Source organism: Corynebacterium sp. HMSC073D01, from assembly GCF_001815555.1.
Taxonomy (GTDB): Bacteria; Actinomycetota; Actinomycetes; order Mycobacteriales; family Mycobacteriaceae; genus Corynebacterium; species Corynebacterium glucuronolyticum.
Genome location: NZ_KV821013.1, coordinates 87097 through 104918 on the forward strand (window position 1 = coordinate 87097; position 17822 = coordinate 104918).

General features: G+C 56.8%; 15 protein-coding genes. 11 read left to right on the plus strand and 4 right to left on the minus strand.

From position 1 onward, the window contains the following. Position 1: 1 nt before the first annotated feature. The 10 genes from HMPREF3044_RS00645 to tpiA all read left to right on the plus strand — a co-directional run bounded on the left by HMPREF3044_RS00645 (position 2) and on the right by tpiA (position 12087). Complete coding sequence (locus HMPREF3044_RS00645; protein WP_070738928.1) at positions 2 to 1297, plus strand: bifunctional 3,4-dihydroxy-2-butanone-4-phosphate synthase/GTP cyclohydrolase II; 1296 nt, start codon at positions 2 to 4, stop codon at positions 1295 to 1297. 115 nt (positions 1298 to 1412) lie between these two features. Further along, positions 1413 to 1901 (plus strand): 6,7-dimethyl-8-ribityllumazine synthase, encoded by a 489-nt coding sequence (gene ribH, locus HMPREF3044_RS00650; protein ID WP_005389951.1) that lies wholly within the window; start codon positions 1413 to 1415, stop codon positions 1899 to 1901. Positions 1902 to 1931: 30 nt separating this feature from the next. Next, positions 1932 to 2519 (plus strand): PH domain-containing protein, encoded by a 588-nt coding sequence (locus HMPREF3044_RS00655; protein WP_005389953.1) that lies wholly within the window; start codon positions 1932 to 1934, stop codon positions 2517 to 2519. A gap of 242 nt (positions 2520 to 2761) precedes the next feature. Continuing rightward, on the plus strand, positions 2762 to 4804 hold the full coding sequence (gene uvrC, locus HMPREF3044_RS00660) for an excinuclease ABC subunit UvrC (RefSeq protein WP_050762614.1): 2043 nt from the start codon (positions 2762 to 2764) through the stop codon (positions 4802 to 4804). A 310-nt stretch (positions 4805 to 5114) separates the two neighbouring features. Beyond that, on the plus strand, positions 5115 to 6023 hold the full coding sequence (rapZ, locus tag HMPREF3044_RS00665; protein WP_005394038.1) for an RNase adapter RapZ: 909 nt from the start codon (positions 5115 to 5117) through the stop codon (positions 6021 to 6023). Between the two features lie 166 nt (positions 6024 to 6189). Then, positions 6190 to 7164 carry a gluconeogenesis factor YvcK family protein gene (gene yvcK / locus HMPREF3044_RS00670; RefSeq protein WP_005389958.1) on the plus strand — a complete coding sequence of 325 codons (975 nt, stop codon included), beginning with the start codon at positions 6190 to 6192 and terminating at the stop codon, positions 7162 to 7164. A gap of 184 nt (positions 7165 to 7348) precedes the next feature. Next, on the plus strand, positions 7349 to 8290 hold the full coding sequence (gene whiA, locus HMPREF3044_RS00675) for a DNA-binding protein WhiA (protein ID WP_005394035.1): 942 nt from the start codon (positions 7349 to 7351) through the stop codon (positions 8288 to 8290). A gap of 612 nt (positions 8291 to 8902) precedes the next feature. Beyond that, on the plus strand, positions 8903 to 9910 hold the full coding sequence (gene gap / locus HMPREF3044_RS00680; RefSeq protein ID WP_005389963.1) for a type I glyceraldehyde-3-phosphate dehydrogenase: 1008 nt from the start codon (positions 8903 to 8905) through the stop codon (positions 9908 to 9910). A gap of 201 nt (positions 9911 to 10111) precedes the next feature. After that, a complete protein-coding gene (gene pgk / locus HMPREF3044_RS00685; protein WP_070738929.1) occupies positions 10112 to 11329 on the plus strand; it encodes a phosphoglycerate kinase in 1218 nt (405 codons plus the stop codon). Between the two features lie 2 nt (positions 11330 to 11331). Further along, a complete protein-coding gene (gene tpiA, locus HMPREF3044_RS00690; protein ID WP_070738930.1) occupies positions 11332 to 12087 on the plus strand; it encodes a triose-phosphate isomerase in 756 nt (251 codons plus the stop codon). Between the two features lie 192 nt (positions 12088 to 12279). Here tpiA and HMPREF3044_RS00695 read toward each other — a convergent pair whose 3' ends face one another. Next, entirely contained in the window at positions 12280 to 13269 is a 990-nt protein-coding gene (locus HMPREF3044_RS00695; RefSeq protein WP_246820799.1) for a fumarylacetoacetate hydrolase family protein, read from the minus strand. A 397-nt stretch (positions 13270 to 13666) separates the two neighbouring features. Between HMPREF3044_RS00695 and secG the strand changes: the two genes are divergently transcribed. After that, positions 13667 to 13903, plus strand: coding sequence for a preprotein translocase subunit SecG (gene secG, locus HMPREF3044_RS00700; RefSeq protein WP_070738931.1), 237 nt, complete (start codon positions 13667 to 13669; stop codon positions 13901 to 13903). A 167-nt stretch (positions 13904 to 14070) separates the two neighbouring features. On the opposite strand, the gene pgl is transcribed toward secG, so the two are convergent. The 3 genes from pgl to zwf all read right to left on the minus strand — a co-directional run bounded on the left by pgl (position 14071) and on the right by zwf (position 17393). Further along, positions 14071 to 14805, minus strand: a complete 735-nt coding sequence (pgl, locus tag HMPREF3044_RS00705) for a 6-phosphogluconolactonase (protein WP_070738932.1) — start codon at positions 14803 to 14805, stop codon at positions 14071 to 14073. A 15-nt stretch (positions 14806 to 14820) separates the two neighbouring features. After that, positions 14821 to 15795, minus strand: coding sequence for a glucose-6-phosphate dehydrogenase assembly protein OpcA (locus HMPREF3044_RS00710; protein ID WP_070738933.1), 975 nt, complete (start codon positions 15793 to 15795; stop codon positions 14821 to 14823). Positions 15796 to 15872: 77 nt separating this feature from the next. After that, positions 15873 to 17393 (minus strand): glucose-6-phosphate dehydrogenase, encoded by a 1521-nt coding sequence (gene zwf / locus HMPREF3044_RS00715; protein ID WP_070738934.1) that lies wholly within the window; start codon positions 17391 to 17393, stop codon positions 15873 to 15875. Positions 17394 to 17822: the final 429 nt, after the last annotated feature.

Here is a 17822-nt window from a genome sequence, read left to right on the forward strand (position 1 = left end):
GGTGAACAAGGTGACTGAAAGCATAAAACTCGATACCGTTGACGAGGCCATTGCAGAGATTGCTGCAGGCAAGCCCGTCGTTGTCGTTGACGACGAAGATCGCGAGAACGAGGGCGACATCATCTTTGCCGCAGAGAAAGCCACCCCTGAGCTTATGGGGTTCCTTGTCCGGTACTCGTCGGGCTACGTCTGCGCCCCGCTCACTGGAGCAGACTGCGATCGACTGCAGCTTCCGCCGATGGTTCAGAACAACCAGGACGTGCGCGGCACTGCCTACACCGTGACCGTAGACGCGGCCACGGGATCGACCGGTATTTCGGCGATGTCGCGCTGTGAGACGGTTCGACGGCTTGCGAGTGCGACCTCTACTCCGGATGATTTCACCCGACCGGGTCACGTGGCCCCACTGCGCGCACGGGAAGGTGGGGTGCTCGTTCGGGCAGGCCATACGGAGGCTGCGATCGATCTCGCTCGTCTTGCTGGGCTGCGGCCAGCCGGTGTGTTGTGTGAGGTCGTGTCCGAGGACGATCCGACCGACATGGCTCGCTTGCCGGAACTTCGTCGTTTTGCAGACACGCACGGTTTGAAGCTGATCTCCATCGCGCAGCTCATCGAGTGGCGTCGCGCGCACGAGAAGCTAGTGGAACGGGTAGCAGAGACCCGGCTTCCCACCGAGTTCGGACAGTTCAAGGCATACGGCTACACCTCGCTTGTCGACGGTGTGGAACACGTCGCGCTCGTGGCAGGGGAGATAGGCGATGGCGAGAACATCCTCGTTCGCGTGCACTCCGAATGCTTGACAGGCGATGTGTTTGGCTCGCGGCGTTGCGACTGCGGGCAGCAGCTCCACGCCGCGCTGAAGAAGATTCAGGATGAGGGGCGTGGCATCCTGCTGTACATGCGTGGACATGAGGGGCGCGGGATCGGGCTCCTTGCCAAGCTGAAGGCTTATCAGCTACAGGATGAAGGGGCCGACACGGTAGATGCGAACCTCGCACTTGGTTTCCCGGCAGACGCACGTGAATACGGAACCGGTGCCCAGATTTTGGCGGATCTGGGCGTGAAAAGCCTGAGGCTGATAACCAACAATCCGTCGAAGCGCGTCGGGCTGGACGGATACGGGATTGATATCGTCGGCCGTGTTCCGATTTCCGTTGAAGTGAGTGAAGATAACTACCGGTATCTGGAAACCAAACGTGATCGCATGGGGCACCAGCTGCCTGAGCTCGATGAGTTTGCCCACACCCACGAGTCCTTTGTTGAGGCACTCCACAGCAACCGCACCCCTGAGCAATAAGACGGAGGCTCCGCGGATCGCGTGCGGCCTTCGCATCATCCATTGGTATAGTTTCTCTGTATCCGTGCCCAGCAGCGACGGTTGGGTCGAACAATAAAACAAAGGAAGTGTAGATATGTCCGGAGCAGGGTTGCCGACGTTTGGCAGCATCGATGCGACGGGTTTAGCCGTTGCTGTGGTCTCCTCGACGTGGAACGAGGAGATAACCGACATCCTCCATGCCCACGCCGTGGCTAAGGCGAAAGAACTCGGTGCGCGCGTATACGACGTGCGCGTTGTTGGCGCACTTGAAATCCCTGTAGTGGTGGCCAAGCTGGCTCAACACTTCGACGCAGTTGTAGCAACCGGCTGCGTGGTAAAGGGAGGAACACCGCACTTTGACTATGTGTGCGACTCTGTCACCGAAGGGCTGACCCGCATTGCCTTGGACACGGGGACTCCGATCGGCAACGGAGTCCTCACGACCAACACGCTTGAGCAAGCGCGGGAGCGCTCGGGTGTGGAAGGTGCAAGCGAAGATAAAGGCGCGGATGCGATGTTTGCGGCGCTGCACACAGCGCTCACGCTGCGGAAGATTGTCAAAGACGCTGGCAGCTGGAAATAGTGCCGAGGAGTACAGGCAGCAGAGGAGATAATGATGAGTGAACAAGAAGCACCAAAAGATCAGCAGTCGGCGGGTGAAGCGGTGAACGCTCCTACACCAGGAGAGAGCACGCAGAATCCGGCGGATGAGCAAGAGATCACACGCATGGTGGCGCTTGACCCCACCATCTCTTCTTCTAAACCGTGGAAGTTCGAGGTTCGCTCACCGTACTTGACCAAGGTCATGATCGTCGCGATGGTCATTGTTGTGCTTGGTGCGGCATTCATGACGGTTGCCGTGGGCATGGACGAAAACGGTGCTGCCCTTTCCGTGGCTGATGACCTCGCTTTTATCGGTATCGGGATCATTGGTCTGTTCCTGTGCCTCCTCATCCGCCGGCCGCGCGTTCGTGCCAATGAAGATGGCGTGGAGGTTCGTAACTTCCTCGGGACGCGGTTTTATCCGTGGCAGATCGTGTACGGCCTCGCGTTTCCTAAGGGCGACAGGTGGGCTCGGCTCGAGCTTCCGGAATTTGAGTTCGTTTCCATGCTGGCTTTTCAAGCCGGAGACGGTGAACATGTGGTGCGCAAAGTGCACGAGTTCCGCGAGCTTGAGAACGCATACATGCCAGACGAGTAAGCGATGTTTCCTCCACGCCACCTATCTGCTGCGTGGCGTGTGCCTACGGCGATTACGTAGAACCCTGCTCTTCACATAACCCTGCTTGTCACATGACTCTGCTCGTCGCATGTCAGCGCCAGAAAGTGTGGCGGCAACCCCGCTCTGACGAGTGGGGTTCGGTTTTTTTGGGGCACCGATGGACGTAGAGGAGGAATTCACGTGGGCTACATTGGTTGTAGTTTGTGGAAGGAAGTGTGTTTGTGGCAGACCCGTTGAGCTACCGTCCCGCACCGGGAACGATCCCGGAGGAACCGGGGGTATACAAGTTCCGTGATGCACATAAGACGGTGATTTACGTCGGCAAGGCAAAGAACCTGCGTGCCCGTTTGGCAAACTATTTCCAGCCACTGCAAGATCTCCACCCGCGGACGAGACAGATGGTGACCACGGGAGCGTCTGTGGAGTGGACGGTAGTTGCTTCCGAGGTAGAAGCGCTGCAGCTCGAATATACGTGGATCAAGAAATTCGATCCCAAGTTTAACGTCATGTATCGGGACGATAAGACGTATCCGATGCTGGCTGTTTCTTTGAAAGAGCAATACCCGCGAGCTTTCCTCTATCGCGGTCCGAGGCGGAAGGGCGTCCGATACTTTGGCCCCTATTCTCATGCGTGGGCAATTCGCGAAACCCTTGACCTGCTTACGCGCGTATTCCCGCTTCGAACCTGTTCGAAGGGTGTTTTCAACAGGCAACGGCAGCTAGAACGTCCGTGTCTTTTGGGGTACATCGACAAGTGCAGCGCCCCGTGCGTGGGCCGGGTGAGCGTCGAAGAGCACCGCGAGATCGTTAACGGTTTCTGTTCCTTTATGGCAGGGCAGACGGATGCGGTGACACGGAGCTTGAAGCGCGAGATGAATCAAGCCGCAGAGGAGCTGGACTTTGAGAAGGCAGCTCGGCTACGCGACAATCTGGGAGCGATCTCCAAAGCAATGGAACGTCAGTCCGTCGTGTTCGGCGACGGTACAGATGCAGATCTGATCGCCTTTGTCACAGACGAGTTGGAGGCCGCCGTGCAGATTTTCCACGTGCGGGGCGGGCGCATCCGTGGCCAGCGTGGGTGGGTCGTGGAGAAGGAAGGAGACGAGCCCATTGCTGAACTCATGCAGGACTTCCTCATGCAGTTCTACAACGATGCAAGTCTGGCAAAGCAGGAGACAGCAGTGGAACTGGAGCGCCGTGGCGTAGATCAGCTCTCGCACACGGAGGTTTCCCATAACAGCGTGGTTCCGAAAGAGGTCCTCGTCCAAGAGCTTCCGCTAGACGTGGAAGCTGTTCAAGAGCAGCTGGAGCACCTCCGTGGCGCACAAATTTCGCTTCGCGTACCCCAACGCGGGGAAAAGCGAGAGCTCATGGAGGTTGTTGAAAGAAACGCGAAAGAAGCGTTGAAGCAACACAAACTTAAACGGGTAGGCGATTTGACGGCCCGTTCCGCTGCCATTGAACAGCTCAAAGAGTACTTGGAGATGGATGAGGCGCCTCTCCGTATTGAGTGCACGGATATTTCCCATATTCAGGGCACCGATGTCGTTGCGTCTCTGGTTGTGTTCGAAGATGGGCTACCTAAGAAATCGGATTACCGCCGCTACATTATCCGTGATGAACCTGGAAATGATGTGGCTTCCATTGCGGAAGTAACGCGTCGTCGCTTCAAACGGCACAACGAGGACAAGCGCGCGATGCCGGAGGAAGATGAATTTACCGATGTGGAGGCGACGAAGCGTTTTGCCTACCCGCCACAGTTGTTCATTGTGGATGGTGGCCTGCCACAGGTGCATGCTGCTGCCGAGGTCTTCGAAGAGCTGGGAATCACCGATGTGAAGCTCATTGGATTGGCAAAGCGGCTTGAGGAGGTGTGGATTCCCGATGATGATGATCCGCTCATCCTCCCTCGATCGTCGGAGGGGCTGTACCTGTTGCAGCATGTGCGCGACGAAGCTCACCGCTTTGCGATCACTTTTCACCGCCAGAAGCGGTCGAAGCGACTTCGGGTGTCTGAGTTGGATTCGATCCGTGGTCTCGGTGCGCAGCGAAAGACTGACCTGGTCAAACACTTTGGCAGCGTAAAGCGACTGAAGGAGGCAAGCCTAGACCAAATTGAGGAGGTAAAGGGGATTGGCCCCAAGCTCGCAGAATCGATTTTCTCCGCTCTTCATCCTGATACAGGCAGCCGACCGGTAGCCGAAACCAAGCCTGTTGCTGATGCCAAGCCGGTAGCTGATGCCAAGCCGGTAGCCGATGCCTAGCCTGTAGCTGGCACCTGGCACCTGGCCTGAAGGCGCTGTTTAATCTCTTAATCTCACTGCGTTGCTGCCAGCGCTGAGGTTGGGAGATAGTTTGGCTATTCGCGGGCTTCCCCGCCCGCTTGTGACTGAACAGCCAGCCTTCGGGTGCTCCTAGGGGACGAAAGTGGTGGGACGCGAATTGTGCCATCTGACAGGTAGGGCGGTTACCAGCCAAGATGCCCACCTTCCTCTCGTTGTGGGAGACCGTAAGGGCACGGATTACGGTTCGAAGGAGCGTCGATTAGCAAACAAAGACGGTAGAGTTGAAGCCATGATCAACGATCCAGGGACCCCGAAAGCCAAGGAAGAAGGGAAAGGTAGCAGCAACCGACCCGTGCTGCTCACCGGAATGTCCGGGGCGGGGCTGAATACCGCCTCGCGAGTGTTGGAGGATATGGGGTTCTTCGTGTCGGAGAACTTGCCTCCACAGGTCATCCTTGAGCTTGTAAAACTTAGTTTTGCAGAGGATTCACCTGTAAATAAACTCGCTGTTGTTACGGATGTCCGTTCGCGCGACTTTCGCGGTGGCCTGACGCAGACCATTGATGAGCTGGCAGCACGTGGGCATAACCCCATAGTGATGTTCCTTGAAGCTCGCGATGATGTCCTCATTCGTCGTTTCGATTCCGTTCGCCGAACCCATCCACTCCAGGGCTCGGGGACACTACAAACGGGAATTTCCCGCGAACGGCAAATCCTTTCTTCGATCAAGGAAAACGCCGACATCGTCATTAACACCTCGGATCTCAGCATCCATGATCTCCGCCGCGCCATTGAAGCTAGGCTCGCCACCATTGCCCAGATGAAGCGACACATCACCGTGCTTTCCTTCGGCTTCAAGCATGGAGCACCAGCAGATGCTGACCTGATCGTTGACGCGCGGTTCCTGCCTAACCCGTATTGGGTCCCGGAGCTACGCCCATTTCGTGGCGTAGACAAGCCCGTGTCTGACTACGTCCTCAGCCAGCCCGGAGCGCAGGAATTCGTGGACAAGTTTGTCGACATGCTCAAGACAATGGTTCCGGGTTATCGGCGGGAAGGAAAAAACTTCATCACTATCGGAGTGGGTTGCACAGGTGGCCATCATCGCTCCGTTGCTGTCGCTGAGGAAATTGCGCGTCGTCTGCGGGAAAGTGGCGAGGAAGTCTCCGTTTCCCACCGCGACATCACGAGATCATAAACGGCAGATCGGAGAAGGCTGATAATTCGCGCGAGTGAGTGACGTCGGTGTGTGTCCCGGTGTGGGGCCTCGTCGGGGTCATAGGATCGTGAAAGTAATCTACATACTATCGATAGGGTGGCTGAGCGCTACCCGACGATCAAGACGAGTGAAGAAAGGGTGACACGTGGCAAAAATCGTGTGTTTGGGCGGCGGCCATGGACTTTTTCAGACTTTGACGGCTTTCCGCCTCAAAGGGGAGAAGGACATTACAGCAGTGGTTTCCGTCGCAGACGACGGTGGCTCCTCGGGGCGAATCCGGAAAGAACTCGAGCAGATTCCACCGGGTGATCTTCGGATGGCCATCGCCGCGTTGACACCTGACCGGGAGAATATAGGCTCCGTCCCCTGGGAAGATCTCCTGCAGCACCGCTTTGGAGGCCACGGCGCTCTTGCCGGACACGCGGTGGGAAACCTTCTTATCGCAGCCTTTACCGAGATGCTTGGAAGCTCCGTAGCGGCTCTCGATACAGTGGTGAAAGCGGTAGGTGCCGTTGGCAGAGTTCTTCCCGTCAGCTGCCAGCCACTGCAGATTGAGGCCGACGTGTCGGGTCTTGACCACACCAACATCGGAAATATCTACCCCGTGCGCGGTCAGGTGGCTGTCGCTTCTACTACCGGTGCTGTGCAGAGAGTCCGACTCATTCCGCAAAACCCGCGACCGTGTGCGGAAACGATGGAAGCTATCCGCCGAGCGGATATCATCACCTTGGGGCCGGGCTCCTGGTTTACTTCTGTCATCCCCGATGTGCTTATCCCAGGTATCGAGCAGGCTATTAACGACTCGTCAGCCGTCACTGTCGTGGTACTAAACCTGTCCGCCGAACCAGGTGAAACTGCAGGGTTTACAGCGGAAAGGCACCTCTACGCGCTCAAGAGGCATTCGCAGCGCTTACACGTGGATTATTTCCTGGTCGATCAGAACATGGTGAACTCGGAGAAGGAGCAACGCGAACTCGTCATCTCCGCCTCCGATTTTGGTGCCACAATTCTGTTTAGAGATCTGTGTGAAAAGGACGAGTTTGGCACTCCCACTGATAGGCACGATCCTGAGCTGCTCGGTGAGGCGTTGGACGAAGTGCAGCGGGCAGCACGCTCTTAGGAGACACCGACGTGCCGGGGATGTTCGTGCTGCAACGGTTACCGTGGAGCGCGTTCTAGGACTACAGTTGTAACCTCAAGCAACGGCACTTCATGCAGTCAATAACTAGCTAGCGCAGTTTGTGGATACCTCCAACACGCTGCCACTGCCGACACGTTGGAGACGAAGAGAGAGGCATCGAGGTATGACGCTTACAGACGATGTAAACGCGGAGTTGGTGACAGTTCCCCTGGAACGCACCTCTGCTGCGGCGGAGCTCGCCACCTTCATCCGACTCAACGGTAGCTTCGAACAAGATCCAGAATTCGTTTTGAAGATCACGTCCGCCACTCCTCGCGTGCTCGACCGATTGGCCGTGCTACTGCATGAGGAGTTCATGCGAGATGCGGAGATTGCGGGGGATACCCTCGTTGTCCGAGATGGAGTGGCAGCACTTATCCGAAAGTTGGGACTCGTTACTCGGGCCGGTGAACCCGTACGCGGTCTGCCCGTCTTCATAGTAAACGGAACCATGTTGGATGCGGAATCGGCGTGGCGTGGTGCATTTCTCGCAGCCGGCACGCTCATGGAGCCGGGGAGGAGCTCGTCGCTCGATATCCAGTGCCCCTGCCAAGAAGTGGCTCTTGCTTTGGTCGGGTGCGCCCGGCGGCTTAACCTCGTCGTGAAAAGTAGGGAAGTGCGGGGCTTCGATCGCGCTGTAGTCAAAGACGAGCACGATATCGGCGCGCTTCTCACCCGTTGCGGTGCTCCACGGACCCGAATCGTGTGGGAAGATGAGCTGAAGAAGAAGCAAAAGAGCGCCTCAAACTCCCGTCTTGCTAATTTCGACGACGCAAATATGAGGAGATCGGCGCAGGCCGCCGTCGCAGCGGCAGCGAAAGTTAGTCGCGCTCTTGAAATTCTCGGAGACGATGTGCCGGATCATCTCGCCGAGGCCGGGCATCTGCGAATCACCTATCGTCATGCGTCCCTGGAAGAGCTGGGGAAGCTTGCCGATCCGCAAATGACGAAGGATGCCATAGCCGGACGCATCCGGCGCCTCCTCACCACTGCTGATCGTCGGGCGAAAGAGTTGGGGATCCCGCCAACGGCGGAGGCACTGAAGCATCTCGACGAAGCCGAATAAAGCACGAGGCAAAAGCTGGATCAGCGGTGTCTGCCGGCGGCGTGAGCCGCGTATGTTGTAGCGATGGGGAGCCGCTTCACCGTTCGCGGTCCACTGCCACTCATGGCCGTCCACATCCTCCACTTTTGTGAAAGAGCTAGAAGAAAATACGGTGTGTGACCAAAAACACAAAGGTGAACCTTTTGTGTATCACTAACGGGGGCGTGGGCGCGTGCAGCGTTCGTCCAATCGGACAATTTCCCACTAAAACGGGCGTAAATAAAACTCGATTTTGCGATTGTGTTCGTGCAAACGATACCAAACGGGCAAATATGGAAGGCGAAAATGCCCGCTTGGGGAGTAAAACCGGGCGCGTAAAACTTTTGATTCATGCAGGAACCGAAATATCCCGGTACAGTTAGACACGTGGAGTTGGAAAACGAAACACAGCGTCGCACGGCCGGTTCTTGGTAAGAGAAACACCTTCCAAGGGCCACCATAAGAGCACAGTCGAGATGTGGGATTGCGAAACGGTTTCCCAGCGACTGCGCGCACAGGGCAGCAGTTCCTGTTACGGCGAAAGCGGTTTTCCAACAAAACACGAACTGCACAACAAATTTCAAGGAGATAAACGTGACTGTACGTGTAGGTATTAACGGCTTTGGTCGTATTGGCCGTAACTTCTTCCGCGCTGTTCTCGAGCGTGGTTCCGACCTGGAAATCGTGTCCGTCAACGATCTGACCGACAACAAGACCCTGGCTCACCTGCTCAAGTACGACTCCATTCTTGGCAAGCTCTCCGATGACATTACCTACGACGATGAGTCCATCACCGTCGACGGCAAGCGCTTCATCGTTCACTCCGAGCGCGACCCCAAGAACCTCAAGTGGGGCGAGGAGAACGTGGACATCGTTATCGAGTCCACCGGTATCTTCACCGAGCGTTCCGCCGCTGCAGCCCACCTCGAGGCTGGCGCCAAGAAGGTCATCATCTCTGCACCGGGCAAGAACGTTGACGCAACCTTCGTCGTTGGTGTGAACCACACCGACTACGATCCCGAGAACCACGTCATCGTGTCCAACGCGTCCTGCACCACCAACTGCCTCGCTCCCGTGGCAAAGGTGCTCAACGATACCTTCGGCATTGAGCGTGGCCTCATGACCACCGTTCACGCTTACACCGGCGACCAGCGCATCCACGACGCTCCGCACCGCGACCTGCGCCGCGCCCGCGCCGCTGCCCAGAACATCGTTCCGACCTCCACCGGCGCTGCTAAGGCTGTCGCCCTGGTTCTTCCGGAGCTCAAGGGCAAGCTGGACGGCTACGCACTCCGCGTTCCGGTCATCACCGGCTCCCTCACCGACCTCACCATCGATGTCGCTAAGGAGACCACCGTTGAGGAGGTCAACGCTGTGGTGAAGAAGGCTGCTGAGGGCGAGCTCAAGAACGTTCTCGGTTACACCGAAGATCCGATCGTCTCCACCGACATCGTCACCGATCCGCACGGCTCCATCTTCGACGCTGGCCTCACCAAGGTTATCGGTGGCACCCAGGTCAAGATCGGTTCCTGGTACGACAACGAGTGGGGCTACACCAACCAGCTCGTTCGCCTGACCGAGTTCATGGCTGCAAAGTTCTAAGAGCAGGTTCATAAACCAAGTACATATCCTCGTGCCAAACGGAAAACGTGGCGAGGAAATGCCTTAGGCTTTTTGCTCAAGCCCCGCATCCTGGCACTACGCGAGGGTGCGGGGCTTTTTGGGTCAGCACGTGTTTTCACACCGAGACCCTCCCGCAACTAACGCGCCCATACACTTTCTTTACAAACAAGGAGTATCTATATGGCTGTTAAGCAGCTGAAAGACCTCATCGAGGCCGGTGTAGAGGACCGCTACGTCCTCGTCCGTTCTGACTTCAACGTCCCGCTGGATGATGATCGCAACATCACCGACAAGGGTCGCATCACCGCCTCCCTACCCACCCTCAAGGCGCTTGTCGACGCTGGTGCCAAGGTGGTCATCATGGCTCACCTCGGTCGCCCGAAGGGTGAGGTTAAGCCCGAGTTCTCCCTCAAGCCCGTTGCTGAGGCTCTGAGCGAGGAGCTTGGCCAGTTCGTTGCTCTCGCTGGCGATGTCACCGGCGAGGACGCACACGAGCGCGCCAATGGCCTCAACGCAGGCGACGTGCTCCTGCTGGAAAACGTTCGCTACGATCCCCGCGAGACCTCCAAGAAGGAGGAGGAGCGCGCAGAATTCGCCGATGAACTTGTCGCCCTCGTCCCCGGTGGTGCTTTCGTGTCCGATGGTTTCGGTGTTGTCCACCGTGCCCAGACCTCCGTCTACGATGTTGCCAAGCGCCTTCCGCACTACGCAGGCGAGCTCGTGAACAAGGAGATCTCTGTTCTCGGCTCTGTGGCTAAGGATCCGAAGAAGCCGTACGCCGTCGTTCTCGGTGGCTCTAAGGTCTCCGACAAGCTCGGTGTCATCGAGGCTCTTGCGACCAAGGCCGACAAGATCATCATCGGCGGTGGCATGTGCTACACCTTCCTCAAGGCTCAGGGCTACAACGTGGAGAAGTCCATGGTTGAGGACGATATGGTTGATACCTCGAAGAAGCTTCTTGAGGAGTACGGCGACAAGATTGTGCTGCCGGTTGACCTTGTGTGGGCTGACAAGTTCGACAAGGATGCCGAGAAGAAGATCGCTGATCTCGATAACCCGCCGGCTGGCTGGCTCTCCCTCGATGTGGGACCGGAAACCGTGAAGAAGTACGCGGAAGCCCTGTCCACCGCTAAGACCATTTTCTGGAACGGCCCCATGGGCGTGTTCGAGTTTGAGAAGTTCTCTGACGGCACCCGTGGTGTCGCTGAGGCCATCATTGCTGCTACCGATAACGGTGCGTTCTCCGTCGTCGGTGGCGGTGACTCTGCTGCTTCCGTGCGCATGCTGGGACTGCGTGAGGATGGCTTCTCGCACATTTCCACCGGCGGTGGCGCATCGCTCGAGCTGCTGGAAGGCAAGGATCTGCCCGGCATCAAGGTACTGGAAGAGGAGAACTAATCATGGCACGTAAGCCGCTTATTGCAGGCAACTGGAAGATGAACAACGACCACCTAGAGGCCCTCAAGGAGGTTCAGGCGTTCGCGTTCGCACTGGAAAAGCACGACGATTACTTTGAGAAGGTCGACGCTGCGTTCCTCGTCCCATTCACCGACATCCGCTCCGTGCAGGTGTTCGCAGAGTCCGAGAAGCCGAAGTTCACCTACGGCGCACAGGACATCTCCACCCATGACAAGGGTGCCTTCACCGGTGAAATCTCCGGCACCATGCTGAACAAGCTGGGCTGCACCTACGTCATCACCGGCCACTCCGAGCGCCGCGAGTACCACGGTGAAACCGACGAGCTGGTGGCTGAGAAGTCTCGCGTTGCTATCGAAAACGGCCTGACACCGATCATCTGCGTCGGTGAGAGCCTTGATGTCCGTGAAGTCGGCAACCATGTGGAGTTCGTCGTTGAGCAGACGAAGAAGTCCATTGAAGGCATCAAGAGTATTGAAGATGCTGTCATTGCCTACGAGCCTGTGTGGGCTATTGGTACCGGCAAGGTTGCGACGCCGGAGGATGCTCAGGAAGTGTGCGCCGCGATCCGTGAGGTCGTGGGCGAGAACGTTCGCATTCTCTACGGCGGCTCCATGAAGGCTGAGACGGCCGCTGACCTTATCGCGCAGAAGGATGTCGACGGCGGTCTCGTCGGCGGCGCTTCCGTCCACGGTGAGGACTTTGCAAAGCTTATCGCTAACGCTGCAACGAGCCTGTAGCATAGTTGCCCGTTAACCAAGACTGGTCCGTTCCGGATTATCCGGAACGGACCAGTTGCTTTCTGTATGCAGGAATTCACATTTCACCGAACGCCTCAGGCCGTATTACGTGCCCGAAACAGCCTCAATCATTCCGGTCGGATCTCGTGGTACACGTTGTGTGGAAACCTCCCAATTTCGAAGAGGTCTCGATCACCCGATAGTGAATGTGTTCTCGATTGAGCCTAGCTTTTCGACGACCACTTCGACTGTATTCCCGTCGGTCACCCTCTCTCGTGGAGACCGGGCATATCCTACGCCACTCGGCGTACCTGTGGCTATGACATCACCGGGGCGTAGAGGATAGATGTGTGACATGTACGAGACTATTTTCTCGGGTGAAAAAACGAGATCCGACGTGTTTCCACGTTGTTTTTCCTCACCGTTCACCGATGTGGTGAGGTCAAGGCCAAAGCCACACTCATCAGGCGTTGTAACCCACGGCCCGAAGCCGGATGAGCGATAAAACGCTTTTCCCTGGTGCCATTGAAGCGTTCTGTTCTGGAAGTCCCGCATCGTCGCGTCGTTGAGGATGGCGAAGCCACCGATCGATTCCTGTGCTTCCTCCTCGTCTGCCTGGTACACCCGGGTGCCGATGATTACAGCAAGCTCGCCTTCCCAATCCACGCCGTTGGAAGCGTAGGGCGGTACCGTCACCTTGGCAAATGGAGCGGTTACTGAATCGAAGAATTTTGTAAAAACAGTCGGGTAGGAGGGTACTTCCCGTCCCATTTCCTCAATGTGACGGCGATAGTTAACACCGACGCAGATAATCTTTTGCGGCTCCAGGACGGGGCATAGGAGATCCTCACGGGATATTCTCAGTGGTTGGTCGCTGGCTGACGTGGCTGAGCGAGCGGCCTCTTCCCATGCTGGAGTGTTGAAGAGAGCAGCTACGTCCGCAAAGCCTGGCACGGGAGCCACACATAAATCGGCCGGAGTGCGGCCATCCTCTTCAACGTCGGAGAGAATCACTGCGCATGTAGTTTCTGTCTTCGATATGTCCATCGATGTTCGTATCGTCCCGAGCTTCACCGATCCTCCTTGGCTAGTACTTGTTTCGTGGGCTACTTGATCGCCGTCTATCAAGGTGACCGCGGGTGCAACAACTGTGCCAGCAGAGACCGTGCCAGTGGAGACCACGACTATATAGATTGTATTAGAACTTGAAAATGAAGACTGGAGGGGATGTTCACTGGATGAGTATGGGGCTAGGCCTCTAGGCCTGCTCTTCTGAACAAATAATTGAGAAGCCTATGGCGACCTTGATGTGTCAATAGAGTACGGTTTTCCTTCAAACGTGCGACGTAAGAGTTCTTCTGTCCTTGGTACAAGGGCGAATGCGCCTAGGAATGGGGACAAAGAGAGGGGTGGAGAACCGAGTGCCAGACACCGTACCCCGAAACGCTTGACCGGATTAGTCGGAGTAGCAACTAACTAGTGTATAGTTAATGGTTGCGCTTCAGGGCGCAGTTACATATGACCAACACAGTTACAACAGAGACTTTTAAAACCAACACCGAAAAGGATGAGTACGTTCATGACCCTGGCACTTCAGATCATCTTCGTCATTGCAAGCTTGCTCATGACGATTACCATTCTTCTGCACAAGGGCAAAGGTGGCGGTTTGTCGAGCCTGTTCGGTGGTGGCGTTCAGTCTAACCTGTCCGGTTCCACCGTTGTGGAAAAGAACCTCGACCGCTTGACTGTCATCATGGTCGTTATTTGGGTTGGCTGCATCATCGCGCTTAACCTTATTCAGTCTTACGGGCTCTAAGAGCAGACAAACTTCAAGCCCTGCTTCCTCCTCTTTGATGGAGTGTAAGCAGGGTTTTTGTCGTACCCACGACCGTGCGATGCGGAGTCTGCGGATCCGGTTGCCTGCACGAGAGTTTATCCTCGTGCGAGGTTGGATTCTTAGAAGGTTTTGGCCCTCCTCAGGCTCTAGGATAGCTCTGACGTGAGCACGGACGTGTCTACCAGCCGTACGACTTCGCTTGCGGGGCACTTCGCTTTGGCGGCGCCTTCTGTAACTGCAGCGTAGGCATCAGCCTTCGCCTTGCCGCTGATCAACAGGATTGCCTTCTTCGCATGCTGAACGGCCGGGAAGGTAAGCGTTAGGCGCTGAGCCGGCGGCTTCGGAGAGTCCATGACATAGGCGACAAGGCAATCGTCGGTATTCAGGACCGGGTGGTGGGGGAAGAGTGAATTCACATGTCCGTCCGGGCCGACACCGAAAAGATGGATATCGAAGGTAGCAGGAAGGGCATTCTCGTACTCTGCGGCCTTGGCCTGAAGATATGATTCTTCTGGCGTGCCGTCGAGGTTGTACGAGTGAATGTTTTCAGCGGGAATTGGGACGTGATTGAGAAGCGCCTCGCGAGCCTGGCCCTCGTTAGAATCCGGGTGGGCAACCGGAACGTTACGCTCGTCGCCAAAGTAAACATGGGTCGCAGCCCAGTTAATGGCTGCAATGGGGAAGCTATCCCGTTGCTGCTCAGCTGCTTGGTGCAGAGCAAGGAGGCGGCGACACGTCTCGATGCCTGCAGTCCCACCGGTCAACACGATGTGACATTCTGAACCATCCTGCTGGAGCTCAGCAACCGTGTTCACAATCTCACGAGCGGCGTACTCGCACATTTCGTGGAGCGATGGGAGGTCAGTGTGAGTGAGCGACATGGAGAATCCTTCCTATTAGTCAGCTTCGAGGTAGGTCACCTTGGAGAGCCCGTCGAGGGCACCTGCGTAGGCCTGGTCTGGGACGAGGTGGCGCATCTCTTCCGACAGACAGTCCACATCGGGGCGACGTCCCTGCGCGATCTTGGTCACAGGACCGTCACCGATGGTGAGCTCAATAGTCTCGGAGTCTGCGACTGTGAGCCTGACGGTGCCGGTTGCGCGCTCAAGGATGACCTCTGCCACGGGGATTGCAGGATTACCGTTGTGATCTACAGGGTGATCGGCAGAACCCCGAACCTCGCGGAAAACCGGTACCCCAAGAACGTCGGCAAGCCATCCGGCAGCTAGATCCACGGTGGGACTGATAGCGAGCCCATAGAGCTTGGCGCTCTGCACATCCTCAAACGGAGGCTGGTCGAGTGCGGAGGCGAGGATACCGCGCCACGGGGTGAGACGGGACCAACAGAGATCCGAATCTCCAGGGGTGTAGTTTGAACGGCGACGATAGATTGCGTCCTCGGCAGGATCGTAGAAGGAATCTGTAATCCGGCGTGTAGCCAGCTCACCGATCGGATCCCCAGCAGGGTTGACCGGAGCAGAAGCCGGCCACCAGGCAACGATCGGCGTGTCGGGAAGAAGCAGGGGAGTAACGACACTATCCAGGTGCTCAGTAACCGCGCCTCTGAGTTGCATCCAGATGATCTCGGAAGCACCCGCATCGCCACCGACGTGCAGTTCTGCGTCGATGACGGACGGCGGATGGATGCCGAGTGTATGTGCCTCTTCCAGTGGCTCCAACACGAGAACGCGCGAAGGGTGCTCCTTGGACGAGGAAGAAATGGTGTGGAAAAGCTTATCTTTATTTGTCTTTCCTCGAATCACCACAATGAGTGTGAGGACGTGGTTTGCCCGTGGTTGCATGCCCGAGGACTCAATGTGCTCGAGGGTGGAGGAAATCTCCTTCGTCGATGTGTTGCGCAAGTGGTGCATGGTCTATTTTCCTCCGATCAAAACGGGCGATGTGGGGGTGTGGAGAAAGGGCTTGTGGGTGAAGGTCAGCGTCAGCATTACGGCAGCCTCCACTTGCGACCAGACCGACTCATCATGCGGTCCGCGGAAGCAGGCCCCCACGTTCCTGCCGGGTAGTCCTCCGGGGTGCCGTGTTTCGCCCAGTGAGCGATGATCGGATCGAGGATCTTCCAGGAAAGCTCGACCTCCTCGTTGGACGGGAAGAGGCTGGACTCGTCGAGAAGAGCGTCGAGAATAAGGCGTTCGTAGGCCTCGGGTGACTCCTCCGTGAATGATTCCGAGTACGAGAAGTTCATATTCACGTCCCGTACCTCCGTAATCTGCCCCGGCACTTTCGAGCCGAAACGGAGTGTAACGCCCTCATTCGGCTGAATACGCATCACCACGGCATTGGAAGTAAGTGCATCATCATCTTGGAAGGGCATATGGGCAGCTTCCTTAAAGACAACAGCGATTTCCGTTACACGGCGTCCAAGTCGCTTGCCTGTACGTACGTAGAACGGCACACCATCCCAGCGTCGGGAGTGAATCGCCAACGTGCAAGCTGCGAACGTCTCTGTCCGTGAGTTCGGATCGAACCCCGCTTCCTCACGCAGCCCCACGACCTTCTCTGATCCTTGCCAGCCAGCCGTGTACTGGCCACGCGCTGTTGTAGCGGACAGCGGGTACACCGGTTCTGTGGCGCTGAGAACCTTGATCTTCTCCGTCTGCAGGGCCTCCGGGCTAAACGATGCCGGCTCTTCCATAGCAACAAGTGCCATGAGCTGGAGGAGGTGGTTTTGTATGACATCGCGTGCCGCGCCGATGCCGTCGTAGTAGCCTGCACGACCGCCGAGACCGATATCCTCAGCCATGGTGATCTGGACGTGGTCAACGTAGTTCGCATTCCACAACGGTTCGAACATGGCTCCTGCAAAGCGGAGAGCCACAATGTTCTGCACCGTCTCCTTGCCCAGGTAGTGGTCGATACGGTAGACAGAGGACTCGGGGAACACCGAGTTCACAGTCTGGTTAAGCTTTCGCGCGGATTCAAGATCGTGGCCGAACGGCTTCTCAATGATGACGCGACGCCAGGCATTGCCGTCCTTCGACTCTGCAAGCCCCGAGCGATCAAGCTGGTAGCACACGTCGTCGAAAAAGCTCGGCGGTACCGATAAGTAAAAAGCCCAGTTGCCGTGTGCAGAGTGGAGGCTACTCAGTGTGCTAGCGAGACCATCGAAGTCTGCGTCTGAATTGAGATTGCCCTTGACAAAGGTCATTCCCTCAGTGAGGCGTTCCCAGACGTTTTCGCGAATCTCTGTGCGTGCACCTGCCTCAACGGCTTTCCGGACATAAGCAGCAAACTCGTCCCGGTCCCAATCTCTGCGGCCGAAACCGACGAGTTGGAAACCAGCGGGGAGTAAGCCACGGTTGGCAAGGTCATAAACGGCAGGCAAAAGCTTCTTTCGGGCTAGGTCGCCTGTGACGCCGAAGATGACGATGCCGGAAGGACCGGCAATCCGCGGAAGTCGTGAATCCTTTGCACTTCGCAGCGGATTTTCCCATTTCCCATCTACCACTGAGTTACCTCACTATCTGCCACGAATGTCTTACTCACGTATGTTAACTTCTGTGCAACCAGACCAGGATTACAGATAGCATGTCCGCCCTAGCGTTCGTTACCTGCTGCATCGGTCAGCCGTACAAAACATCATAAGCCAAAAATGCTTTTACACCCGCATTTACCGGTGACCAGTTCATCGGCTGCACGTTACCCCACAGCTTTCCATCAGCATTGAAAATTCGTGCGTCACCATACAGATCTGACCTCAGGGCCTCAGAACTGACCCCGGAACTTCTGAACTGACCCCGGGACCGCCAGCGGAGTGCCACACGGACCATCTTCTCCACAGATGCACAGTCAATAAGGAGACAAGCAGACACGTGATCATAGGTAACCGCACGCAGTATGTGGCGCACGGTCCTCGTGCTGGCTTCATTGAAAATGG